Origin of the sequence: Bradyrhizobium sp. Tv2a-2 (assembly GCF_000472425.1) — a bacterium.
Lineage (GTDB): Bacteria > Pseudomonadota > Alphaproteobacteria > Rhizobiales > Xanthobacteraceae > Bradyrhizobium.
Genome location: NZ_AXAI01000012.1, coordinates 191678 through 215974 on the forward strand (window position 1 = coordinate 191678; position 24297 = coordinate 215974).

The window sequence follows — 24297 nt, forward strand, 5'->3', positions numbered from 1 at the left end:
CGCCTCCAGCCTGCATCCGCCTCAAGGCGCGATGAGATCAACTCATCGCACCTTAGGTCTACTCTAGCCGGCCTGCTTCACGCGCATGTACCACTCGACGAGCCGTCGGACCTGCCGCTCGGTATAGCCGCGCTCGACCATCCGGGCGACGAAGTCGTCATGCTTCTTCTCCGTGTCGCCGTCCCGCTTGGAACCGAACGAGATGACCGGAAGCAGGTCCTCGACCTGGGAGAATATCCTTTTCTCGATCACCTCGCGAATCTTCTCGTAGGACGTCCAGCCCGGATTCTTGCCGCCGTTCGCCGCCCGCGACCGCAGCGAGAACTTGACGACTTCGTTGCGGAAATCCTTGGGGTTGGCGATACCGGCCGGCTTTTCGATCTTGGTCAGCTCCTGGTTCAGCAGCTCGCGATCCAGCAGCTGGCCGGTGTCGGGATCCTTGAAGTCCTGATCCTCGATCCAGGCATCGGCGTAGTCCACATAGCGGTCGAACAGGTTCTGGCCGTAATCGGAGTAGGACTCCAGATAGGCCTTCTGGATCTCGTTGCCGATGAACTCTGCATAGCGCGGCGCGAGGTCGGCCTTGATGAACTCGAGATAGCGCTTCTCGATCTCCTCCGGCAGCTGCTCGCGGCGGATCGAGTGCTCCAGCACATACATCAGGTGTACGGCGTCGGCGCCGACTTCCTGGGTGTCGTGGTTAAAGGTCGCAGCCAAGACCTTGAAGGCAAAGCGGGTCGAGACGCCGTCCATGCCCTCGTCGACGCCGGCCGCATCGCGATATTCCTGGACGCTGCGCGCCTTGGGATCGGATTCCTTCAGGCTCTCGCCGTCATAGACCCGCATCTTGGCGTAAAGCGTCGAGTTCTCGTGCTTGCGCAGGCGCGACATCACCGAGAAGCGCGACAACGTATCGAGCGTGGCCGGCGCGCAAGGCGCAGAGGCAAGCTCCGAGCCCTGGATCAGCTTCTCGTAGATCTTGCGCTCTTCAATGACGCGCAGGCAGTACGGCACCTTGATGACGCAGATACGGTCGATGAAGGCCTCGTTGTTCTTGTTGGTCTTGAAGCTCTGCCACTCTGCCTCGTTGGAGTGGGCGAGGATAATACCGGAGAACGGGATCGCGCCGATATTCTCGGTGCCGATATAATTGCCTTCCTGCGTCGCGGTGAGCAGCGGGTGCAGCATCTTGATCGGCGCCTTGAACATCTCGACGAACTCAAGAATGCCCTGGTTGGCGCGGTTGAGACCGCCCGAATAGCTGTAGGCATCGGGGTCGTTCTGGGCGTAGGTCTCGAGCTTGCGGATGTCGACCTTGCCGACCAGCGAGGAGATGTCCTGGTTGTTCTCGTCGCCCGGCTCGGTCTTGGCAATGCCGATCTGACGCAGCCGCGACGGCTGGATGCGCGCGACGCGGAATTGCGAGATGTCGCCGCCGAAGGCCTCCAACCGCTTGTAGCACCACGGGCTCATCAACCCGGTGAGCCGGCGGAGCGGAATGCCGTATTTCTCTTCAAGCATCGGCCCAAGCGTATCGGGATCGAACAGCCCGAGCGGGCTCTCGAACACCGGGCTCAACTCATCGCCGGCCTTGAGCACATAGATCGGATGAACTTCCATCAGCTGCTTCAAGCGTTCGGCGAGCGAGGACTTGCCGCCGCCGACCGGGCCGAGCAGATAGAGAATTTGTTTGCGCTCTTCCAGCCCCTGCGCCCCGTGGCGGAAGAAGCCAACGATGCGCTCGATCGTGTCTTCCATGCCGTGGAAGCCGGCGAAGGCCGGATAGGAGCGTATCGTGCGGTTCAAAAAAATACGGCCAAGGCGGGCATCCTTGGCCGTGTCGATCATCTGGGGCTCACCGATCGCCGCCAATAGTCGTTCGGCCGCATTCGCATATCGCATCGGATCTGTTCGACACGATTCCAGGTATTCCGCCATCGACATGTCGGTCTGGCTTCGCGCCTCGAACGATCGGGCGAAGGCATTGAATAGAGAATCGTTGTACATGATCCCTCTCTCTCCGCGATAGATTCTGCTCATTTTGAAACGGGCGGAGTCAGGGAAGCGTTCCTGCTCACCGACGAATCAAACTGAGCACGCTGACACCATTGAACGCTCGCAAGGCTCCCTTTCGCAATGCGTACCGCAAGCAGTCAGTGCCATATCAACAAGCACTTCGCCCAATAGTTCGGCAGAATCCCTTCCAATGCGATAGTTTCGGCCTATTGTAGCGCCTTCGCAACATCCGTATGAACCCGGAGATACCGCCTCTCGGCACTGCACAAGCGTTTGTGATCAGCCTTGAGGCAGTCCGCAAGCCCGCCAGATGAACGCCGCCTGAATGCCGCACAGCTGCCCCTGAACGGCCGCTTGAACGCACGGCCGAGCCGGCGCGCCCCATACCGACAGGCGGAAGATCACGCGCGCGACCGGGCGCCGCCGTTCGGCGCGCCAAATCATGTCGTGCAGGTTGGAAAGAGTTGCGGAAGGCCAGCATGAAACGCCCTATCCTAATCGCCGCGATTGTCGCAAGCTTTGCCGGCGCGGGCCTGTCCCAGATCGTTCATGCTCCCTACGCGTACGCTCAGGACGCGATCGACCAGAACAAGGCCGACACCTTACACATCGACATGTTCATGCGCCCGCCCGGCGACAAGGCCTACGTCTGTTTTATGCGCCGTTATGACGCAGAATCTGGCGCAACATCGGAAGCAGAAAGTCGCGGCGATGAAGCTTCTCGTCAGCACGACATTCCGGAAGGCGAGAAGCGACTGGCCTATTCCTTCCAGCTCGGCGAAGGCGGCGGCATCGATGTCGCTGCCTCGACCGCGTGGACGCACAGGACAGCGCCTCGCTGGTGACCGACGGCAACGAATTGGTAGCGCTGCGCCGCAAGCAATACTGCTGCAGTCAAACCCGGAGGAAGCTGTGCGTCGCCGCAACATCGTGCAGGGCGCAGTGTCAGCTGTTTTCCGGCCTGTTCGACGCCGTATCCGCCCGCGCCGCCACCCGGCGCGAGCCCCGATCTGGCGCCCATGTCGGCCGGTTTCCAAGGCCGGCCTCGAGCTTGCCGCCTGCGGCAACACCGCGCGGGCGCAGAATGTGACGCCGAACGACGTCCCGCCGGGCTTCGTTGGCGTCGACACGGGTGGGTGGTACGCCTGGCGGCGCTGCAATCGCAGGGCTATCCTTTACTAGCGGTCTTGAGACGGATCCGGCGCTCCCAAGCTCTTGTCACGAAATTGTGCCGCAATGGCCGCCGTATCGACCCTATTTGAATGGATCGAAGCGGCGCGAACGGCGTTATTTTTCTTCGATCTTTTTCTGGACGGATGTTTTCGGCCGACCATGGCAGCAGGCCTCCTTGTTGGCATTCCTCATCGCGCCAGAAAGCTGATAGTGTTTTGTCAACAGACCAGCTCGAAAACGGAAACAGGCATCATGAATCCCGTCAAAGAACTTGAAAAGCATGGCCAGGCGGTGTGGCTGGATTTCCTGGCCCGCGGCTTCATCCTCAAGGGCGAGCTGAAACGGCTGATCGACGAAGACGGCGTCAAGGGCGTCACCTCCAACCCATCCATCTTCGAGAAAGCGATCGGCTCGTCGGACGAATATGACGCCCCGATCGGCAAGGCGTTGCACAAGAGTGACCGTCCCGTCGCCGAATTGTTCGAAGAGGTCGCGATCGAGGACATCCAGAACGCCGCCGACGTGCTGCGGCCAGTCTACGACTCCCTGCATGGCAAGGACGGCTATGTCAGCCTGGAAGTCTCGCCTTATCTTGCTAACGACAGCAAGGGCACGATTACGGAAGCGCGCAAGCTGTGGAAGCGCGTCCATCGCAAGAACCTGATGATCAAGGTGCCGGCGACGGAAGAGGGCCTGCCCGCGATCGAGCAATTGATCAGCGAGGGCATCAGCGTCAACATCACCCTTCTGTTCTCGCAAAAAGTCTACCTGCAGGTGGCGGAAGCCTATCTCAAGGGCTTGGAGAAATACGTCGCCGCCGGCGGCGATCCCTCCCATGTCGCAAGTGTCGCGAGCTTCTTCGTCAGCCGCATCGACACCGTGGTCGACAAGCAGCTCGACGACAAGATCGCCAGGGCGAACGACCCCAGCGAGAAGGAGAGGCTTGCCGCGCTGAAGGGCAAGATCGCCGTCGCCAACGCCAAGCTCGCCTATCAGGACTACAACAGGCTGATCGCGGGCGAGCGCTGGGAGAAGCTTGCGGCCAAGGGCGCAAAGCCGCAGCGGCTGCTCTGGGCCTCGACCGGCACCAAGAACAAGGAGTACAGCGACGTCCTCTATGTCGAGGAACTGATCGGTCCCGACACGGTCAATACCGTGCCGCCGGCTACGCTCGATGCCTTCCGCGATCACGGCAAGCTGCGCGACAGCCTCGCGGAGAATGTCGAGGAGGCGCGCCAGGCGCTGGCCGAGCTCGAAAAATCCGGCATCTCGCTCGACGACATCACTGCCGAGCTGGTCAAGGACGGCGTCAAGCTGTTTGCCGATGCCGCCGACAAGCTCTATGGCGCCGTCGCCCACAAGCGCGCCACGGTGCTCGGCCCCGCAATCGACCATCAGACGCTCGCGCTCGGCGGCGAGCTCGCCAAGGCTGTGGCAAAGGACAGCGAGGAATGGCGCGCATCCGCCAGGATCCGCAGGCTCTGGCAGCGTGACAAGACTGTGTGGACCGGCACAGACGAGGACAAGTGGCTGGGCTGGCTCGCCAGCGCAGCAAAAGCCGACATCGCCGACTACGAGGATTACGCCCACCGCGTGAAGGGACAGAATTTCTCCGATGCCGTCGTGCTCGGCATGGGCGGCTCGAGCCTGGGCCCTGAAGTGTTGGCGATGACCTTCCCGAAGAAGGAAGGTTTCCCCAAACTGCATGTGCTTGACTCGACCGATCCCGCCCAAGTGCGGTCGATGGAAGCGCGGATCGACATCAAGAACACCGTGTTCATCGTCTCCTCCAAGTCCGGTTCGACCACCGAGCCGAACGCCATGAAAGATTATTTCTACGACCGCGTCGCCAAGGCGATCGGCGCCAAGAAGGCCGGCCACCGCTTCATCGCGGTCACCGATCCCGGTTCGTCCCTGGAGAAGGTCGCGATCAAGCAGGGCTTTGCCCGCATCTTCCATGGCGAGCCGACGATCGGCGGACGCTATTCGGTGCTCTCGCCCTTTGGCCTCGTGCCGGCGGCAACTGCCGGCATCAGTGTGCGCAGCCTGATCCAGCATACTCTCTCCATGGTGCGCTCCTGCAGTGCAGACGTGCCGCCGCAGGAAAATCCCGGCGTGCAGCTCGGGCTCGCCATGGGCCAGGCCGGCCTCGATGGCCGCGACAAGGTGACGATCACCTCGTCGGGGAAGATCGCGGATTTCGGCGCCTGGACCGAGCAGCTGATCGCGGAATCGACCGGCAAGGAAGGCAAGGGCCTGATCCCGATCGACGGCGAGCCGCTGGGCGCGCCGGAAGCTTACGGCAACGACCGCTTCTTCATCGACATCCGCACCGAAGGCGAGGAAGATGCCGCCCATGACGAGAAGCTCGATGCGCTGGAGAAAGCCGGCCATCCGGTGGCGCGAATTGTCATGAAATCGATCGACCATCTCGGCCAGGAATTCTTCCGCTTCGAGATGGCTACCGCCGTCGCGGGCGCGGTGCTTGGCATCAACCCGTTCAACCAGCCGGACGTCGAAAGCGCCAAGATCAAGACCCGCGAGTTGACTGGCGCCTTCGAGAAGACCGGCAAGCTGCCGGCGGAAGAACCGGTGATGGCGTTCGACGAAGCCGATATCTTCACCGACGAGCACAACGCCGCCGAGCTGCGCAAGGCCGGCGCCGACGGCGGCTTCGAGTCCTGGGTGAAGGCGCATCTTTCCCGCACGCATAAGGGCGATTATCTCGCGCTGCTCGCCTATATCGAGCGCAATGCCGAGCATATCGAGGCGCTGCAGGACATGCGGCTGAAGGTGCGGGACGGCAAGCATCTGGCGACCTGCGCCGAGTTCGGGCCGCGCTTCCTGCACTCGACAGGCCAGGCCTACAAAGGCGGGCCCGACAGCGGCGTGTTCCTGCAGATCACCGCCGATGACGCCGAGGATCTCAAGATTCCCGGCCAGAAAGCGAGCTTCGGCGTGATCAAGCAGGCGCAGGCGCGCGGTGATTTCGACGTCCTGACCGAGCGCGGCCGTCGCGCGCTGCGCATACATCTGAAGGGCGATATCGCGCAGGGGTTGAAAATGCTCGACAACGCGATCGCACAGGCCTTGAACTAGACGTCAAACGAAAAGGAAATTGCGATGCAACTCGGCATGATCGGCCTGGGGCGGATGGGGGGTAACATCGTCCGTCGGCTGATGCGGAACGGACATACCGCTGTCGTCTTTGACAAGGACGCCAAGGCCGTCGCAAGCCTTGCAGCTGAAGGCGCGACCGGCGCCGCCACGCTGGAAGAGTTCGTCGGCAAATTGGAGAAGCCGCGCACCGCCTGGGTGATGCTGCCCGCGGGCGCCATCACCGAGGCCGCTATCGAGGCGCTGGCGAAGCTGATGCAGGAGGGCGACGTCATCATCGATGGCGGCAACACCTTCTGGCAGGACGACGTCCGCCGCGGCAAGGCGCTGAAGGAGCGCGGCCTCTCCTATCTCGATGTCGGCACCTCAGGCGGCGTCTGGGGTATCGAGCGCGGCTATTGCATGATGATCGGCGGCGACAAGCAGGTGGTCGACCGGCTCGACCCGATCTTCGGCACGCTCGCGCCAGGGAAAGGCGACATCCCGCACACACCGGGCCGCGACGGCCGCGACTCGCGCGTCGAGCGTGGTTACATCCACGCAGGTCCCGTTGGCGCCGGCCATTTCGTCAAGATGATCCACAACGGCATCGAATATGGTCTGATGCAGGCCTATGCCGAAGGTTTCGACATCCTGAAGAACGCCAACAGCGAGACGCTACTGGCCGAGCATCGCTTCGATTTCGACATTGCCGATATCGCGGAAGTCTGGCGGCGCGGCAGCGTCATTCCGTCCTGGCTGCTCGATCTCACCGCGAGCGCGCTTGCGGAGAGCCCGGGGCTGTCAGGCTATTCCGGCTTTGTCGAGGATTCCGGAGAAGGCCGCTGGACGGTCAACGCGGCGATCGACGAGGCAGTGCCGGCCGAGGTCCTGACCGCGGCGTTGTTTGCACGCTTCCGCTCGCGCAAGGAGCACACCTTCGCCGAAAAAATTCTCTCCGCGATGCGCGCGGGCTTCGGTGGTCACAAGGAACCACCGAAGGGCGCAAAGGGCTGAAGACGCATGGCTGACGCTCACGTGCAAAAGAAGCCTGACCCCTGCTCCTTCGTCATCTTCGGTGTCACCGGCGACCTCACCCATCGCCTGGTCATTCCGGCGCTTTACAATCTCGCGGCGGGCCATCTGCTGCCGGACAAGTTCTGCGTGGTTGGCGTCGCCCGCAACGGCATGTCGAGCGACGAACTGATCGACAGCCTGATGAAGGGGCTGCGCCAATACGCTACGCGTCCGGTCGACGAGTCGGTCGCCAAGCGCCTGTTCGAATGCGTCACCGCAGTCGAGGCTGACCCGAGCGATCCGGCCTCGTTCGACGCGTTGCGCGACCGGCTCGACAGGCTCGAAGCCAAGCGCGAGACCGGCGGCAATCGCCTGTTCTACCTGGCGACGCCGCCGAGCGCGTTCCTGCCGATCTCGCGAGAACTCAGCCGCACCGGCATGCTGGCCGAGAACGGATCGTGGCGGCGGCTGGTGGTCGAAAAGCCGTTCGGCACCGACCTGGCCTCGGCCAAAACGCTGAATGCCGAGCTGTTGAAGCTCATGGACGAGCACCAGATCTACCGGATCGATCACTATCTCGGCAAGGAGACGGTGCAGAACATCCTGGTGCTGCGCTTCGCCAACGGCATGTTCGAGCCGATCTGGAATCGCAATCACATCGATCACATCCAGATCACGGTCGACGAAAAGCTCGGCGTCGGCCATCGCGGCAGCTTCTACGATGCAACCGGCGCGCTGCGCGACATGGTGCCGAACCACCTGTTCCAGCTGTTATCGCTGGTCGCGATGGAGCCGCCGGCGCGCTTCGATGCGCACGCGGTGCGCTCGGAGAAGGGCGAGGTGCTGTCCTCGATCCAAACCCAGACGGAAGAAGAGGCGCAGAAGAACTCCGTGCGCGGCCAATATCGCGCCGGCAAGGTCGGCGACACCGAAATCGAGGACTATCGCAAGACGGAGGATGTCAAGTCCGGCAGCACGACCGAGACCTATGCCGCGCTGAAGCTGACCATCGACAATTGGCGCTGGGCCGGCGTGCCGTTCTACCTCCGCACCGGCAAGGCGCTCGGCGTCAAACGCACCGAGATTGCGATCAAGTTCAAGCAGGCGCCGTTTGCGATGTTCCGCGACACGTCGGTCGATCGTTTGTCGCAGAACTACCTTGTCATCTCCACCGAGCCGACCGAAGGCATTGAGCTGCAGTTCAACACCAAGGTACCCGGTCCGACCATCAATATCGACGGCGTCGAGATGAAGTTCCGCTACAAGGACTACTTCAGGACCGCGCCGTCGACCGGCTATGAGACGCTCATCTATGACTGCATGATCGGCGACAACATCCTGTTCCAGCGCGCCGACAGCGTGGAGGCTGGCTGGGCCGCGGTACAGCCCTTCATCAATGCCTGGAAGAAGGCCGGCGCCAGGGGGCTGAAGATCTACGACCCCGGCAGCGAGGGCCCTGAGGAGGCCGACGAGCTCCTGGCCCGCGACGGCCGCAGCTGGCGCAAGTTGACCTGACCATGGCTGCGCCTGCTCATGGCAGAATCATCAGGACGGCCGACCCGATAGCGCTTGCCGAAGCCGCAGCGGAGCGGCTTCTGGCGCGGATTGCGGCCAATGACGGCGCGATCGCCATTTGCCTGACCGGCGGCTCCAGCCCGAAGCGGCTCTACGCCCTCCTGGCGCGCGAGCCCTATCGCAGCCGGATTCCCTGGGCCCGCTTGCACTGGTTCATCGGCGACGAGCGCTTCGTCCCGGCCGGCGATGAACTGCACAACATGACCATGGCGCGGCAGGTCTTCCTCGACCAATGTGCGCCAGCCGGCAATATCCATCCCATTGCAACGGATGTTGCGAGCGCGGAGGACGCGGCGCGCGCTTACGAGCAGGAGCTGAAATCGTTCTACGGTGCGGAGCGCCTCGATCCCGCGAGACCGCTGTTCGACATGGTCCTGCTGGGCGTCGGCCCTGACGGCCATGTCGCCTCGCTGTTTCCGGATTATCCCGCGCTCGGGGAGCGTGAGCGCTGGGTGGTCGGAGTTGCGACCGCACCTGTCGCGCCCAAGGTGCCGCGAGTCACCCTGACTTTTCCCGCGCTCGGCTCCTGCCATGAAATGCTGTTCGAAGTAGCGGGCCCCGACAAGCGTGCGATCTTGACGCGGGTGCTCGCCGGCGAGAACCTGCCGGCGAACCGCGCATATGCGGCCGGCGAGACGGTCTGGCTGGTCGACAAGAGTGCGCTTCCGGAGGAAGCTGGTGGGGACTGACGGCGATAGCCCTTGCGCGCTCATTGTCATGGGCGTGTCGGGCGCGGGCAAGAGCACGGTCGGCGAAGCACTCGCAGCAAGACTGGGCTGGCGTTACGAGGATGGCGACGCGTTTCACCCGGCAAGCAATGTCGCCAAGATGCGGGCCGGTCACCCGTTGACCGACGACGACCGGTGGCCCTGGCTCCGTGCGATCGCCGCCGAGATCGACCGCGTCTGCCGAAGCGGCGGTCATGTGGTGATGGCCTGCTCGGCGCTGCGGCGCGCCTATCGCGATGTGCTGCTGCATGGCCGCAAGGATGTCCGCCTCGTTTTTCTCGACGGCACCGAGCCGTTGATCGAGGACCGGCTCAACCACCGCAAGGGCCATTTCATGCCGCCGGGCCTGCTCGCGAGCCAGTTTGCGACGCTTGAGCCGCCTGACGCAGATGAGCGCGCGGTGCGCGTATCGATCGACGCGCCGATTGAAGGAATCGTGGACGATGTCTTGAACCAGCTGAGTCTGGGACGATCCGAGGCCAGCACCTCAAGCAGGAACTGCACATGACCCGCATCGCGCTCGTGGTGTCCGACGTCGACGGCACGCTTTTGACCAAGGAGAAGGTGCTGACCGATCGCGCCAGCGCCGCGGTGCAAAAGCTGCATCAGGCCGGCGTCGGCTTCACCATCACGTCAAGCCGGCCAACTATTGGCATGCGTTTCCTGATCGGGCCCTTGCAGATCACTCTGCCCGTCGGCCCCTTCAACGGCAGTTCTATTGTGGGGCCCGACATGAATCCGATCGAGCAGCATCTGCTGCCGGAGGCTGCCACCAGGCGCAGCCTGGAGATGCTGTCCGATTTCGGCATCGATATCTGGCTGTTCACCAACGAGCTGTGGCTCACCCGCAACCCCCACGGCGAATACGTGCCGCGGGAAAAACTGGCGATCAAGGCCGACCCGACCATCATCGACGACTTCGCACCCTATGTTGGCAGGGCCTGCAAAGTGGTGGGATCGACCTCCGATCCGGAACTCCTGATCCGTTGCGAACAGGCAATGCAGCACGAATTGGGGGCACGGGCGACGGCCGTCCGGTCCCAGACCTACTATCTCGACATCACCCCGCCCGGTCACAACAAGGGGACCTTCGTGCAGGCGATGGCAAAGCACCTCGGTATTTCGACCCAGGAGATCGCCACCATCGGCGACATGCAGAACGACGTAGCGATGTTCGAGCAGAGCGGTCTGTCGTTTGCGATGGGCAACGCGTCCGATGACGTCAAGCACCACGCGGGCCGCGGCACGGCCTCCAACGAAGAGAACGGATTTGCGCTCGCCATGGAGACAATTTTACGGGAGAACACGAGAAATTAACGTCAATCTCGCACTGCGGCGACGGTCAGGCACCGCATCATTTCTTGGTCCTCATCGCGCCGTTCCCCTTCATTTTGTATGATTTTTCCTGTCATGATCGCGCCCGCCGGCGCAGGGATGCTGGCAGGCGCTTAGGTCTCGGGCAGGGGCGAAGCAGACAATATGTTTTACCGGACAATCCGACGAAAGATCGTCAGCATCGCGCTAGCGCTGATCGTGCTCATGGTCATCACTTCGGTGCTTTCGATGTTCATGACCGACACGGTCGCCCATCTCCTGGACGAGCTCTCGACGAAATATATACCGGCTTATGGGGATCTGGCGCGGGCAAATGTGAGGTCGCTCGAGCGCGCCATGACCGTCCGGCGGATGGTGATCGCGCGACTGCAGACCCCTCCGGACGAGCAGACCTTTGCTTCGCTCCTGAAGATCTATCAGGAGAAGGGTCCCGAGGTCGAACAGGAGACCGACGCCGCGCGCAAGCTCATCAATGCGATCATCAACGACCCCTCGACCCCCTCCGACAATGCCGCACTGGGCCGCCTAGACGACCGGATCGACAACACCGTCCACGACACGGGCAGGCGCCTGAACGAGGAGGTCAATCAGGTGTTCCACGCACTGGAGGCAAAGGATTCCGCCCGCCTCAACGAAGCGCTTACTCGGGCGGACGAGTTGCGCGGCGAGTTCACCGCCAAGATTGACGGCATCCGCGCCGACATGCGCAAGCAGGTGCTTTCTTCGAGCGCGGTGGTGATCCGCAATCAGCGGAAAACCATGCTGATCTCCGCCATCGTCACCGCGCTGGCTGCGACCATCGGCCTGGGCTTCGCCTGGCTTGTCTCCAGCGGAATCAGCCGGCCCCTCCGCCAATTGCTGGAAGGCACGCGTGACATCGAGGCCGGCCGGCTGGACCGGCCGATCAGCATCACGACGACCGACGAGATCGGCGAATTGACGGGCGCGTTCAACCGCATGGTTGAACAGTTGCGCCGTAACGAGCAGGTTCGCGAGACTTTCGGCAGATATTTCGACCCCAAGATCGTAGAGGGCATCGTCGATCAGCCCGGCCGCGTTGCCACCGAAGGCCAGCGGCGGGTCATGACAGTGCTGTTCTGCGACATGAAGGGCTTTACCAATCTGAGCGAGGGCGTGACGCCGCAAGGCCTGGTCAAGGTGATGAACTACTATCTGTCGATGATGTCGGAGCCGATCCGCAATAATCGCGGCATCATCGACAAATATATCGGCGACGCCATCATGGCCTATTGGGGCCCGCCCTTTGTCGGCGACGCCGAGCACGCCCGGCTCGCCTGCATTGCCGCCGCCGAGATGATGGACCGCGTCGTAAGCTTGCGCAAGGAACTGCCCGAAATTCTCGGTGTGCGAACCATCCCCATGGACTGCGACATCCGGATCGGCCTTGCCACCGGCGAAGTGCTCGCAGGCAGCATGGGCTCGAAATTCATGATGAGCTACACCATCATGGGCGACACCGTGAACCTCGCCTCGCGCCTGGAGGCCGCGAACAAGGAATACGGTACGAGGTCGCTGGTCACGGAGGCCACCGTCGCCGCTGCAGGCGGCGCGATCGAGGCGCGCGAGATCGATCGCATCGTCGTGCTCGGTCAGACCCAGCCACAATCGGTATTCGAGGTGTTCGGCCAGAAGGGTGCGCTGACGGCGAACCAGAGCGCCTTGCGCGATCGCTACGCCGCGGGGCTTGCCGCCTACCGTGCCTGCAGCTTCGAGCAGGCGCGCAACGCCTTCAAAGCCGCGCTTGAGGCGGCACCCAATGATGGACCATCGCAGACGCTGCTCGGTCGGATCGAGATGTTGGAGAGCGATCCGCCCCCGCCCGGCTGGGACGGTGCATGGCGGATGAATCATAAATAGAGTTTGCTATTGCGAGCGTTGCATTGCCGGCTTGTCGCTTCTCTTGAGCGCCACGTCGATATTGTGGGCGGTGTTGATCAGTGCAATATGGGTCAGCGCCTGTGGGAAATTGCCGAGCTGGCGGCTGCCAATCGGGTCATATTCCTCGGCCAGCAGGCCAACGTCGTTGGCAATGGCGACGACGCGGTCGAACAGCACCCGTGCCTTGTCCAGATCGCCGGCCAGCACATGTGCATCGGCGAGCCATAGGGTGCAGGCGAGAAACGCGCCCTCGATCGGCTGTTGCTCGTAGCTGCTCTCCTCGCTCGGGTCATGGCGCAGCACGAAACCGTCGCGCATCATGTGGCGTTCGACCGCGTCGATGGTGCCGCGAATGCGGGGATCGTCGGGCGGCAGGAATCCGACTGCCGGCAGCAACAGGATGCTGGCATCGAGCAGTTTCGAACCGTAGGATTCCAGGAACGTATTCCGTTCGACGTCAAAGCCCTTCTCGCAGACGTCACGATGAATGATGTCACGCAGTCTCCGCCATTTCTCGACCGGTGCGTCGAAGCCGAATTTTTTGGCACTCTTGATACCGCGGTCGAAGGCGACCCAGGTCATCACCTTGGAGAATACATAGTGCCGGCCGTCGCCGCGCCGCTCCCAGATGCCGTGATCGGGCTTGTCCCAGACCTCAGCGAGATGATCCAGCATCACGCATTCGAGGCTCCAGCTCTGCTCGTCGAGCTTGAGCCTGGTCATGCGCGACTGGTGGAACGCGTCGACCAGTTCGCCATAAACGTCGAGCTGGATCTGCGCGTGCGCGGCATTGCCGATCCGAACAGGTTGAGAGCCTTCATAGCCGGGCAGCCATTCCGCTTCCCATTCCAGCAGCCTGCGGTGCCCCCAGATGCCGTACATGATCTGCATATTGGCCGGAGCACCAGCGGCCGCGCGAAGCAGCCAATTGTGCCAGGCCATGGCTTCCTCGGTATAGCCCGAGTTCATCAGTGCAAGCAAAGTGAAGGTCGCGTCGCGCAGCCAGCAGAAGCGATAGTCCCAGTTGCGCGCGCCGCCGAGCTTTTCGGGCAACGACGTGGTGGGCGCGGCGACGATGCCGCCGGTCGGTGCGAAGGTCAGCGCCTTCAGCGTGATCAGCGAGCGCATGACGAGATTGCGGTGCTCGCCCTCGTAGATGCCGCGGCTGCACCAATCGGTCCAGAATTCCTTCGTTTCCCGCAACGCGACGTCAGGATCGATCGCCTTGGGCGGCGGCAAATGCGACGGCCCATAGGTCAGCACAAAGGGCATGGTGTCTCCCTCGCTCACCTCGAAGTGGGCGACGGTGGTCAGGTCCTCGCCGCGGGTCTCGACCGGCGTACGCAACACCGTCATGTCGGGGCCGCTGATCGCGAGCAGCGAGGTGCGGTCGTCGTGCCGCCTGACCCAGGGAATGTCGTTGCCGAAGCCGAAGCGGATGATCAGCTCCATCCGCATTTCCACCTTTCCGCGCAAGCCCCGCACCAGACGGACGATGTCGGACGCTTGTCCTCGCGGCGGCATGAAATCGATCAGCGCGACGGCGCCATGCGCGGTCTCGAACTGCGTCTCCAGGATCAGCGTGTCGTCCCAGTAGCGGCGCGAGATGTTCGTCGCGTCTGCCGCCGGCGCGATCTTCCAGCGGCCGTTCCCGCGATCGCCGAGAAGCGCGGCAAAGCAGGCGTCGGAATCGAAAGCCGGCCAGCACAGCCAGTCGATCGAGCCGTCGCGGCCGACAAGCGCTGCGGTCTCGCAGTCGCCGATCAGGCCATAATCTTCGATCCTTGAGGACAATGTTCGCTCACCGCTACCCCCGCCCTTCCTAATGCCTGGCCCGTTCCGCCGTCGCCGCCTTCAGTGCCGCAACATCGATTGCGGAGGCGATCTGGTCAATCGCCACCGGCAGCCGTTGCCGCCAGTTCGGATGCTCATTGACGGTGCCGGGAATGTTGGGTTGATCGACGACGCCGAGCAGATCCTCAAGCGAGATTGCCAGCAGGCGCGACTTCGTGCGCGCCAGGAAGCTCGCGACCGAATAGAAGGTGTTGCCGTCGATGCCTGCGCCGCGCAACGCCTGGTCCAGCGCGCCGAGCGCCTGCCAGCGTCCCTCGTCGCTCTCGCCGGGGTCGATGCCGAGCGCGCGCTTGAGCTTGAGGTCGGCGAACGAGCGCCAGCCGGCGTAGGTGCAGAGGTCGTGGGTGTTGAAGGTGATGAGCGCGTTCGGCGAGTAATGATCGATGCCGCGGAATCTTCCGGCATCGTCGCGCTCGAACATCATGACCTGGTAGGACCAGATGCCCCAGCCGTTCATCTGCTCACGGAAGCCGGGCGGCACGGTGCCGAGGTCCTCGCCGATGACGACGCAGGCATGCGCAGCGCTCTCCAGGGCGGTTGCGGCAAGCAGCGCCTCGAACGGCATCTGAACATAGGCGCCATTGTCCGGGCGAAAGCCGCGCGGCACCAGATAAAGCCGCTTGAGGCCCAGCACATGGTCGAGCCTGATCGCGCCCGCATAGCGCATGGAGGCGCGCAGCATTTCGCGGAAGGGTTCGAACGAGCGACGCTCCAGCCCTGCGGCGTTGAAGCCGGCCAGGCCCCAATCCTGGCCCACGGTGTTCAAGAGGTCCGGCGGGGCGCCGACCCCGAGCAGGCGCGAAATCGCCTCCTGCTCGTTCCAGGCATCGAAGCCATCGGACTGCACGCCGACGGCCACGTCGAGATAGAGCCCGACCTTCATGCCGAGGCTCCCGGCAAGCTGCTTGCAGCCGAGCAGCTGCCGCGCGGCCGTCCATTGCACGAACTCGACGAACTCGATCTCGCGCGCGTCCTCACCGGCGCGCAATTCCGCGCATTTGGCATCGTTCGGCTGTCGCCATTCTTCCGGCCAGTCCCACCATGGGCTGCCAAACCGGTGCCGCAATGCTTCGAAACAGGCAAAGCGGGACAGCAGCGCGCCCTGCTCTTTCCGGAAAGCCTCGAAATCGCGCCGCCGCTCCAGCGCAGGACTGGCGATGAAATTCGCAAAGGCCTGTCGCAACGCCGCCCATTTCAGCTCGGCGACCGCGACATAGTCCACGATGTCGAGCGCGCGCAGCCGCGACAGACTCTCGCGGTTGCGCGCCACAAGCTCGCGCGGCAATTCCGGCAGCTTCTCGACATCGACATAGAGCGGATTGAGAAACAGCCGGCTGTTCGGCGAGTACGGGCTGCAATCGGCCGGGCGATCGTCGAACAGCGCATGCAGCGGATTGAGACCGATGCCGTCGGCACCCAGGGAATTGGCAAGCCTCAACAATCCCTCGAGGTCGGTGAAGTCGCCGATGCCCCAGTTGCGCGGCGAGCGGACGCCGTAGAGCTGAACGGCCACGAGCCAGCAACGGTCGAAATTGCCGCCAAAGCCTTGTTCGGGCGCCACGATCAGCGGCGCCTCCTCGCTTGTCGAGGCCGCATCGATCAATCGCAGCCGGTAGGTGCCAAGCTTAAGCCCCTCAGGAAACGCAATGCTGCGCGCCTCCGTCTTGCCTTCCGCCACGACCGCGGCACCGGCGAGGATTTTCCAGGAGACCGGAAGAGCCGCTGCTTGGCTTAGCGCGCAGGACAGCGGCCGCCCGGTGCGGATCACCGCGGGCCCCTCGAGGAGTCGTCGCGGCGCGGCCGGCGGCAGCGCATCGAGAATGATCCCGAGCGCTGCTGCTTCCGTCACACGCTGGCGCCCCTGACCATCTATGTAGTCCGCCTGAACTCCGAGAGACCTGGCTTTGCTGTAAATGTCCATTCGGCACGCACTTTGCACGCGACGGCTCGGAGCCAAATCGCGAATTCTTAAGATGCAGGAAGAGGATAGCCGTGTTTAACTCGCAAACTCGCTGGCTGTTCCCAGGGGAACCAATGGCAGCTCACAGGCTTGTTATAGAGGTTGGTAGCGTCTCCTTTCGTGCAGGGAAGCGGGACAGTCTTCGCATGTCAATGGCATCACCGTGAATAAATCATTTCAACTTGTCGATGGCGCGGCAGGCGGCGCTTTCCATTTTGAAGAAGTCTATCCCACCGTCGACTGCGGCCGTTTTCCCGTGAAACGGATCAGCAGTGAGCGCGTCGAGGTGTGGGCCGATATTTACCGCGACGGCGGTGATGTCACCCGGGCCCACCTGGTGTGGCGGCACGACGGCGAACGCGACTGGAAGAGCGTGTCGATGACCCATCACACCGACGATCGCTGGGTCGGCACCTTCGTCCCCGATCGGCCCGGCCGCTACGTTTATGCGGTCGAAGCCTGGACCGACGAATTCGCCACCTGGCGCGACGCTTTTGCCAGGAAGCACCAAACAGGCGCGGATGCGACGGTCGACGCCATCGTGGGCGCGGGAATGCTGACCAAGGCGCGAGCCGGCGGCCCGGACGCGACGGCCGTCATCTTGAAGCAATGCGAGATTTTTCTTCAGACCGGGAATGTGACAGCGTTGCTGACAGACGAGCTCGAGCACGCGATGGCCGAAAGCCAGTTCCGACCTGACCTCAGCCGCTCGCAACTGTTTCCCCTGGTGGTCGACCGGGCGCGGGCCGGCGTCGGTGCCTGGTACGAGATGATGCCGCGCAGCCAAGCCGCCGCAGGCAACAAGGCCGCTGCAGGCAACAAGGCCGCCGCTGACAACTACGGCGCCGCGGACAACAAGGACGCCATGGCCGGGACCCATGCAACGTTCAAGGACTGCACCGCCCGCCTCGCCGATATCGCGGCCATGAATTTTGACGTGATCTGCTTGCCGCCGATCCACCCGATCGGCTGGACCCATCGCAAGGGCCGTGACAATACCCTTCCCGCGATGGACGGCGATCCCGGCAGTCCTTATGCCATCGGCGCGGCCGCCGGCGGCCACGACGCCGTGCATCCGGAACTAGGCACGCTCGACGACTTTCGCGATTTCATCGCCGCCTGCACGGAACGCAACCTGGAAGTTGCGCTCACCCTGGCCGCGCAGTGCTCGCCGGATCATCCCTGGGTCACCGAACATCCGCAATGGTTCAAGCGGCGGCCGGACGGGTCGCTGCTGCAGGCGGAAAATCCGTCGGAGACCTGCGACGACATCGTCGTGTTCGATTTTGCCTGCGAGGATTCCGCGAGCCTCTGGAACGCGCTGCGCGACGTCGTGCTGTTCTGGGTCGAACAGGGCGTGAAGATTTTTCGCGCCGACAATCCGCAGGCAAAGCCTCTGCCGTTCTGGGAATGGCTGATCCAGGAGGTGCAGCGCCGCGATCCCGGTGTGATTTTCCTGGCTGAAGCCTTCACGCGCTCGAAAATCATGAAGGGGCTGGCAAAGCTCGGCTTCAGCCAGTCCTATACCCGTTTCACCTCCTGCACCACGAAGGCGGAGCTGGAGCACTATCTCGGCGAGCTCACCTGCTATCCGACGCGGGACTATTTCCGCCCCAACTTCTTCGCAAATACGACCGATATCCTCCCGTATCACCTGCAGGGCGGCGAGGTCTGGATGTTCAAGTCACGCGCGGCACTCGCGGCAATGCTGTCTGCCTCTTACGGCATCTACAACGGTTTTGAGCTCATCGAGCATGACGCCCTTCCGGGCAGCGAGGAGTATCGCGCGTCCGACAAGTTCGAGATCAAGCCGCGCGACTGGGACAAGGCCGGTCACATCAAGCCCTATCTCGGCCTCATCAACCGTATCCGACGGGAGAACCCAAGCCTGCAGCAGACCGCCAACCTGCGCTTCATTGCAGTCGATGACGGCAATGTGATCGCCTTTGTCAAGCAATCGGACGATATGACCAACGCGGTCGCCGTCGTGATCGCGCTGTCGCGCGACATTCACGACATCTGGCTACCGATCGGCGACACCAAGCTCGACATCGGCGGCGAGCGGCGGCATGTTGCCGCGGTCGAGAACCTTGTCAGCGGCGCGCGAACGATGCTCGACTGGGGCGGCCTGAGCCTGCGGATCGAGCCGGACCGCGATCCCGCCCTCTTTCTCCGCTGCCTGGCGTGAGGTCGCGCCATGAATGTCTTGTCATCGATCGATACGCATGAGCTGCCCGTCACCGAGCTCGATGGCGACGAGCTCTGGTACAAGGACGCCATCGTCTATCAGCTGCATGTGAAAGCCTTTGCCGACAGCAACAATGACGGCATTGGCGATTTCACGGGACTGACGGAGAAGCTCGACTATCTGCAGCAGCTCGGCGTCACGACGCTGTGGCTGCTGCCGTTCTATCCCTCGCCCGGCCGCGACGACGGTTACGACATCTCCGATTACGGCTCGATCAATCCCGATTTCGGGACCATGAAGGACTTCAAGCGCTTCATCCAGGAGGCGAAGAAGCGCGGATTACGCGTGATCACCGAGCTCGTCGTCAACCACACCTCCGACCAGCACGACTGGTTCAAGCGCGCCCGCCGCAGCGACCCGAAATCGAGCGCGCGCAACTGGTATGTCTGGAGCGACACCGACCAGAAATATCTGGGCACGCGCATCATCTTCACCGACACCGAGAAGTCGAACTGGACCTGGGATCCCGAGGCCGGCCAGTTCTACTGGCACCGCTTCTTCTCGCACCAGCCGGATCTCAATTTTGACAATCCTCGCGTGGTCAGCGCCATCATCCAGGTGATGAAGCGCTGGCTGGATGCCGGTGTCGACGGCTTCCGGCTCGATGCGATTCCCTATCTCTGCGAGCGCGAGGGCACCAGCAACGAGAACCTGCCCGAGACGCATACCATCATCAAGCGCCTGCGCGGCGAGCTCGATCACTATTCGAAGCACAAGGTGCTGCTGGCGGAAGCCAACCAGTGGCCGGAGGACGTGCAGGAATATTTCGGCCAGGGCGACGAATGCCACATGGCCTATCACTTCCCGCTGATGCCGCGCATCTACATGGCGATCGCGCAGGAGGATCGTTTCCCCATCACCGACATCCTCAGGCAGACGCCGGACATTCCGCAGAACTGCCAATGGGCGCTGTTCCTGCGCAACCACGACGAATTGACCCTCGAAATGGTCACCGACGTCGAGCGCGACTATCTGTGGTCGACCTACGCCCACGATCCGCGCGCGCGCATCAATCTTGGCATCCGCCGGCGCCTGGCGCCCCTGATGGACAATGACCGGCGCAAGATCGAATTGATGAACTCGCTTTTGCTCTCGTTCCCGGGCACGCCCATCATCTATTACGGCGACGAGATCGGCATGGGCGACAACATCTATCTCGGCGACCGCAACGGCGTGCGCACGCCGATGCAATGGAGCCCCGATCGCAATGGCGGCTTCTCCCGCTGCGATCCAGCCCGGCTCTATGCGCCACTGATCATGGACCCGGTCTATGGCTATGAGGCGGTGAATGTGGAGGCGCAGTCGCGCAGCCTGTCGTCGCTGCTCTCCGCCACCAGGCGACTGATCTCGGTGCGCAAGTCGACGCTCGCCTTCGGCCGCGGCAGCATGACCTTCATCCGTCCCACGAACCGCGCCGTGCTTGCTTATGTCCGGCAGTACAAGGACGAGGTGATTCTCTGCGTCGCCAATCTGTCGCGCGCGGCGCAAGCGACCGAGCTCGACCTGTCACCGTGGAAGGACCGCATTCCGCTGGAGATGCTGGGCCGCACGCGCTTTCCCGCGATTGGCGAAATGCCCTACATGATTACGCTTGCGCCATACGGCTTCTACTGGTTCCAGCTAGAGGAGCGTGAGAAGTCGGAGTTGCCGGCGCCGCACGCCGCTCTGGAATTCGAGACGCTGGTGGTGCCCTTGAACTCGACCTGGGTATCGCTCGCGCGTACCCGCGGCGTGTTCGAGCACGACGTGCTGCCGGGCTTCCTCGCGCGCAGCCGCTGGTATCCGGAGCGCAATCCGAACGACATCCAGCCCACGCTGACCGCTGCCGTCCCGTTCTGCACGATCGGCGACAACCGACCATGGGTCGCCTTTTTCGAGGCCACGCAGAGCGGCGTGACCAGCCGTCACGTGCTGCCGATGCAGATCGAATGGGTGCGCTTCGACCGCGAACGCTACAATCCGCAGGCGCTCGCTGCCGTGCGCCAGGGTGCGCGCGAGGGAACACTTCTGGATGTCGCGGGCGATCCCATCTTCATCGGGCTGTTCCTGCGCAATCTGCGAGAGCGCGAGGTCGTGGAGGAGAACGGGCTTCGACTGGAGTTCATCCCGACCGGCGAATTCGCCGACCGCTCGATCAAGGAGCCCGAACGCGTCCACGCCTTGGAGGCCGAAGGGCGCAATACGGTCTCGCTGGTCGATCATGACTACGTGGTCAAGATCTACCGTAAGGTGGAAGCGGGCATTCATCCCGAAGTCGAGCTCGGCCGCTATCTGACTGATGTCGCGGGCTTTGCCAATACGCCTGCCCTGCTCGGCAGCGCCGAGCTGGTCGAGGGCAATGGGCGCAGCGCCATCGGCGTGGTGCAGGCCTTTATCGAGAACCAGGGTGACGGCTGGACTGTAACGACGGGCTATCTAGACCGCTTTGTCGACGAACAGCGCGTGCGCGCCAGTGGCGAGCACGGGCAGGATGGCGGCCAGCTTGCGCCCTATCAGCGCCTGATGTTGCAGATCGGACGCCGCCTCGCCGAAATGCATCTTGCGCTCGCCGCGCATCCCGAACTACCTGACTTCGCACCGGAGCCTCTGCGGCCTGATGACGTCGAGCGCTGGATTGCCGACGCGACGGCGCGTGCCAATCGCGTCTTCGACGCGCTGAAGCAGCGCCGCGACGGCCTCAAGGAGGCAGACCAGGCCCTGCTCGACCAGTTGCTTGCCCACCGCACGACGTTGCAGGACCGCATTGCCGCTCTGCCATCCGATATCGGCGGCCTCAGCATACGCCATCACGGCGATTTCCATCTGGGCGAGACGCTGATCGTCCGGGACGACATCTTCATCATCGATCTCGAGGGCAATCCGGGCCAGCCGCTCGCGGAGCGCCGACGCAAGATGCCGGCGGTTTATGATGTCGCGAGCCTGATCCATTCTATCGATTATTCGGTGACGGCAGCGCTCGACCGCGCTCGCCAGGCCGGCGTCGACGACTTCTCCAGGCTTGTCGCCGCACTGTCCGATTGGCGGACCGGCGCGAAAGCCGCCTTCCTGGCCGGCTATGACGAGGCCATGACGGACAAGCAGCTGTGGCCTGCCGATCTGCGCGCCGAACATGAGCTTTTGAGCTTCTTTTTACTGGAAAAAGCCGTCGCCGAAATCGAATATGAGCTGGCGCGCCGGCCGGAAGGCTTGCGCGTGCCGCTGAGCACCACGCTTCTTGTCCTGTCCGAGTCCGCCGACGAGGCCTCATGAACAAGCTCTCCGCCGAGGCCTACGCCATCATCGAAGGCCGCCATTCCGATCCGTTCCACTATCTCGGCCTCCATAAGGAGGGCGACAGGACGGTGGTACGCGCCTTCCTCCCCGAGGCCTCAAAGGTCGAGGCGATCGGCGAGCATGGCAATGTTGCTTCACTGTCACGCATTCACGATGCAGGCCTGTTCGCAGGTGCGCTCCCCAACGGGCCCGAGCGCTACCAGCTGCGGGCCCAGTTCGGCGACAACGTCGTCGAGCTCGAGGACCCCTACCGCTTTCCGCCTGTTTTGAGCGACTACGATCTCTACCTGCTCGGCGAGGGCACCGACCAGCGGCTCTACGACAAGCTCGGCGCGCATCCCATGACGCTCGATGGCGTCGAAGGCGTCGCCTTCGTGGTGCTGGCACCTAACGCGCGGCGGGTCAGCGTGGTCGGCGACTTCAATTTCTGGGACGCGCGGCGGCACCCGATGCGCGTGCGCGGGGCCGGCTATTGGGAGCTGTTCATTCCGCGCGCCAAGGCCGGCGACCACTACAAGTTCGACATCATCGGCCCGCAGGGCCAGCCCTTGCCGCTGAAGGCTGATCCGTTGGCCTTTGCCACCGAGGTTCGGCCGAAGACCGCCTCCATCGTCTATGACGAGAAGAAGATCCCGCATCCGCGCCCGCTGCCATCAAGCATCAATGCCTTGAGCAGCCCGATGTCGATCTACGAAGTGCATCTCGGCTCCTGGCGGCGCAAGGGCAACAATGAATGGCTGAGCTATCGCGAGCTTGCCGAACAATTGCCGGCCTATGCGCGCGACCTCGGCTTCACCCATCTGGAGTTTCTTCCCGTCAGCGAGCATCCCTTCGACGGCTCCTGGGGCTACCAGCCGACAGGCCTCTACGCGCCGACCAGCCGTTTCGGGCCGCCGGAGGATTTCGCCGCGCTGGTCGACGCCTGCCACCGTGAAGGCCTCGGCGTCTTGATCGACTGGGTGCCCGGGCATTTCCCCGACGACCCCCACGGGCTCGGCCATTTCGATGGCACCGCGCTTTACGAGCACGCCAATCCGCTGCAGGGCCGCCATCTCGACTGGGGCACGCTGATCTACAATTTCGGCCGCACCGAAGTCGCCAATTTCCTGGTGTCGAACGCACTGTTCTGGCTGGAGCGCTATGGCGTCGACGGCTTGCGCGTCGATGCCGTGGCCTCCATGCTCTATCTCGATTACAGCCGTCCCTCGGGCGCCTGGATCCCCAACCAGTTCGGCGGACGCGAAAACCTCGAGGCCATCGCCTTCCTGCGCCGCTTCAACACCGAACTGTTCGCGCGCTTTCCGCAGGCGACGACAGCGGCTGAAGAATCCACCGCCTGGCCGCAGGTGACGCGGCCGGTCGAATATGGCGGTCTCGGCTTCGGCTACAAATGGAATATGGGCTGGATGCACGACACGCTGAACTACATCAGCAAGGATCCGGTGCATCGCAAACACCACCATGGCGACATCCTATTCGGCCTGCACTATGCGTTCTCGGAAAACTTCATCCTGCCGCTGTCGCATGACGAGGTCGTGCATGGCAAACGCTCGATCCTCGGGCGCATGCCCGGCGACGACTGGCAGCGCTTTGCCAATCTGCGCGCCTATTACAGCTTCATGTTCGGCCATCCCGGCAAGAAGCTGTTGTTCATGGGCTGCGAGTTCGGCCAGGAGCGCGAATGGAGCCATGATCATTCGCTGGACTGGCATCTCGTAGAGCAGAGGAAGCACGCCGGCATCCAGTCGCTGGTACGCGACCTCAACCGGCTCTACCGCGCCCTGCCCGCCTTGCACGAACGCGATTGCCAGGACAATGGCTTCGAATGGCTGATCACAGATGATGCCGACCACAACGTGTTCGCCTGGCTGCGCAAGGGCAACGAGGAGCGCGCGGTTTGCCTGGTCGTCGTGAATTTCTCGCCTAACGTGTATTACAATTACCGCGTCCGCGTGCCCCTCACCGGAAAGTGGTATGAGGTTTTCAATTCAGATTCTGCGCATTATGGCGGGACCAATGTCGGAAACACCGGCGAGGTCCCGGCTTCAAACGCGAAAGCACCCGAGCTCAATCTGACCATCCCGCCTTTGGCCGCCATCTTCCTGGTACCGGAAAACTGACAG

14 protein-coding genes are annotated in these 24297 nt (G+C 63.0%); 11 read left to right on the plus strand and 3 right to left on the minus strand.

Annotated elements, in window-relative coordinates:
* Window positions 1-63: 63 nt before the first annotated feature.
* On the minus strand, window positions 64-2007 hold the full coding sequence (locus A3AI_RS0125140) for a PrkA family serine protein kinase (RefSeq protein ID WP_024518245.1): 1944 nt from the start codon (window positions 2005-2007) through the stop codon (window positions 64-66).
* 473 nt (window positions 2008-2480) lie between these two features.
* Between A3AI_RS0125140 and A3AI_RS0125145 the strand changes: the two genes are divergently transcribed.
* The 8 genes from A3AI_RS0125145 to A3AI_RS0125180 all read left to right on the plus strand — a co-directional run bounded on the left by A3AI_RS0125145 (window position 2481) and on the right by A3AI_RS0125180 (window position 12818).
* Window positions 2481-2861 carry a hypothetical protein gene (locus tag A3AI_RS0125145; protein ID WP_156927930.1) on the plus strand — a complete coding sequence of 127 codons (381 nt, stop codon included), beginning with the start codon at window positions 2481-2483 and terminating at the stop codon, window positions 2859-2861.
* Between the two features lie 580 nt (window positions 2862-3441).
* The gene (locus A3AI_RS0125150; RefSeq protein WP_024518247.1) at window positions 3442-6288 is read left to right on the plus strand and encodes a bifunctional transaldolase/phosoglucose isomerase; all 2847 of its coding nucleotides are present in this window, start codon (window positions 3442-3444) and stop codon (window positions 6286-6288) included.
* Window positions 6289-6312: 24 nt separating this feature from the next.
* Entirely contained in the window at window positions 6313-7302 is a 990-nt protein-coding gene (gene gnd / locus A3AI_RS0125155) for a phosphogluconate dehydrogenase (NAD(+)-dependent, decarboxylating) (protein WP_024518248.1), read from the plus strand.
* Between the two features lie 6 nt (window positions 7303-7308).
* On the plus strand, window positions 7309-8817 hold the full coding sequence (zwf, locus tag A3AI_RS0125160) for a glucose-6-phosphate dehydrogenase (protein ID WP_024518249.1): 1509 nt from the start codon (window positions 7309-7311) through the stop codon (window positions 8815-8817).
* A 2-nt stretch (window positions 8818-8819) separates the two neighbouring features.
* A complete protein-coding gene (gene pgl / locus A3AI_RS0125165) occupies window positions 8820-9566 on the plus strand; it encodes a 6-phosphogluconolactonase (RefSeq protein ID WP_024518250.1) in 747 nt (248 codons plus the stop codon).
* 28 nt (window positions 9567-9594) lie between these two features.
* Window positions 9595-10113 carry a gluconokinase gene (locus A3AI_RS0125170; RefSeq protein ID WP_051382488.1) on the plus strand — a complete coding sequence of 173 codons (519 nt, stop codon included), beginning with the start codon at window positions 9595-9597 and terminating at the stop codon, window positions 10111-10113.
* The gene (locus tag A3AI_RS0125175; protein WP_024518252.1) at window positions 10110-10922 is read left to right on the plus strand and encodes a Cof-type HAD-IIB family hydrolase; all 813 of its coding nucleotides are present in this window, start codon (window positions 10110-10112) and stop codon (window positions 10920-10922) included. The genes A3AI_RS0125170 and A3AI_RS0125175 overlap by 4 nt, the downstream gene beginning before the upstream one ends.
* A 162-nt stretch (window positions 10923-11084) precedes the next feature.
* A complete protein-coding gene (locus A3AI_RS0125180) occupies window positions 11085-12818 on the plus strand; it encodes an adenylate/guanylate cyclase domain-containing protein (RefSeq protein WP_024518253.1) in 1734 nt (577 codons plus the stop codon).
* 6 nt (window positions 12819-12824) lie between these two features.
* On the opposite strand, the gene A3AI_RS0125185 is transcribed toward A3AI_RS0125180, so the two are convergent.
* Window positions 12825-14633 (minus strand): glycoside hydrolase family 15 protein, encoded by a 1809-nt coding sequence (locus A3AI_RS0125185; protein ID WP_024518254.1) that lies wholly within the window; start codon window positions 14631-14633, stop codon window positions 12825-12827.
* A 28-nt stretch (window positions 14634-14661) separates the two neighbouring features.
* A complete protein-coding gene (gene malQ, locus A3AI_RS0125190) occupies window positions 14662-16614 on the minus strand; it encodes a 4-alpha-glucanotransferase (protein WP_024518255.1) in 1953 nt (650 codons plus the stop codon).
* A 202-nt stretch (window positions 16615-16816) separates the two neighbouring features.
* On the opposite strand from malQ, the gene A3AI_RS0125195 reads away from it, so the two are divergent.
* The 3 genes from A3AI_RS0125195 to glgB are packed head-to-tail and all read left to right on the plus strand — an operon-like array spanning window position 16817 to window position 24294.
* Entirely contained in the window at window positions 16817-18841 is a 2025-nt protein-coding gene (locus A3AI_RS0125195) for a maltotransferase domain-containing protein (protein WP_024518256.1), read from the plus strand.
* 9 nt (window positions 18842-18850) lie between these two features.
* On the plus strand, window positions 18851-22150 hold the full coding sequence (treS, locus tag A3AI_RS0125200; protein WP_024518257.1) for a maltose alpha-D-glucosyltransferase: 3300 nt from the start codon (window positions 18851-18853) through the stop codon (window positions 22148-22150).
* On the plus strand, window positions 22147-24294 hold the full coding sequence (gene glgB, locus A3AI_RS0125205; RefSeq protein ID WP_024518258.1) for a 1,4-alpha-glucan branching protein GlgB: 2148 nt from the start codon (window positions 22147-22149) through the stop codon (window positions 24292-24294). The genes treS and glgB overlap by 4 nt, the downstream gene beginning before the upstream one ends.
* Window positions 24295-24297: the final 3 nt, after the last annotated feature.

Coding starts and splice junctions, on each gene's coding strand:
- A3AI_RS0125140 (WP_024518245.1), bottom strand. CDS start 2,007: ATGTACAACGATTCTCTATTCAATGCCTTCGCCCGATCGTTCGAGGCG.
- A3AI_RS0125150 (WP_024518247.1), top strand. CDS start 3,442: ATGAATCCCGTCAAAGAACTTGAAAAGCATGGCCAGGCGGTGTGGCTG.
- gnd (WP_024518248.1), top strand. CDS start 6,313: ATGCAACTCGGCATGATCGGCCTGGGGCGGATGGGGGGTAACATCGTC.
- zwf (WP_024518249.1), top strand. CDS start 7,309: ATGGCTGACGCTCACGTGCAAAAGAAGCCTGACCCCTGCTCCTTCGTC.
- pgl (WP_024518250.1), top strand. CDS start 8,820: ATGGCTGCGCCTGCTCATGGCAGAATCATCAGGACGGCCGACCCGATA.
- A3AI_RS0125170 (WP_051382488.1), top strand. CDS start 9,595: ATGGGCGTGTCGGGCGCGGGCAAGAGCACGGTCGGCGAAGCACTCGCA.
- A3AI_RS0125175 (WP_024518252.1), top strand. CDS start 10,110: ATGACCCGCATCGCGCTCGTGGTGTCCGACGTCGACGGCACGCTTTTG.
- A3AI_RS0125180 (WP_024518253.1), top strand. CDS start 11,085: ATGTTTTACCGGACAATCCGACGAAAGATCGTCAGCATCGCGCTAGCG.
- malQ (WP_024518255.1), bottom strand. CDS start 16,614: ATGGACATTTACAGCAAAGCCAGGTCTCTCGGAGTTCAGGCGGACTAC.
- treS (WP_024518257.1), top strand. CDS start 18,851: ATGAATGTCTTGTCATCGATCGATACGCATGAGCTGCCCGTCACCGAG.
- glgB (WP_024518258.1), top strand. CDS start 22,147: ATGAACAAGCTCTCCGCCGAGGCCTACGCCATCATCGAAGGCCGCCAT.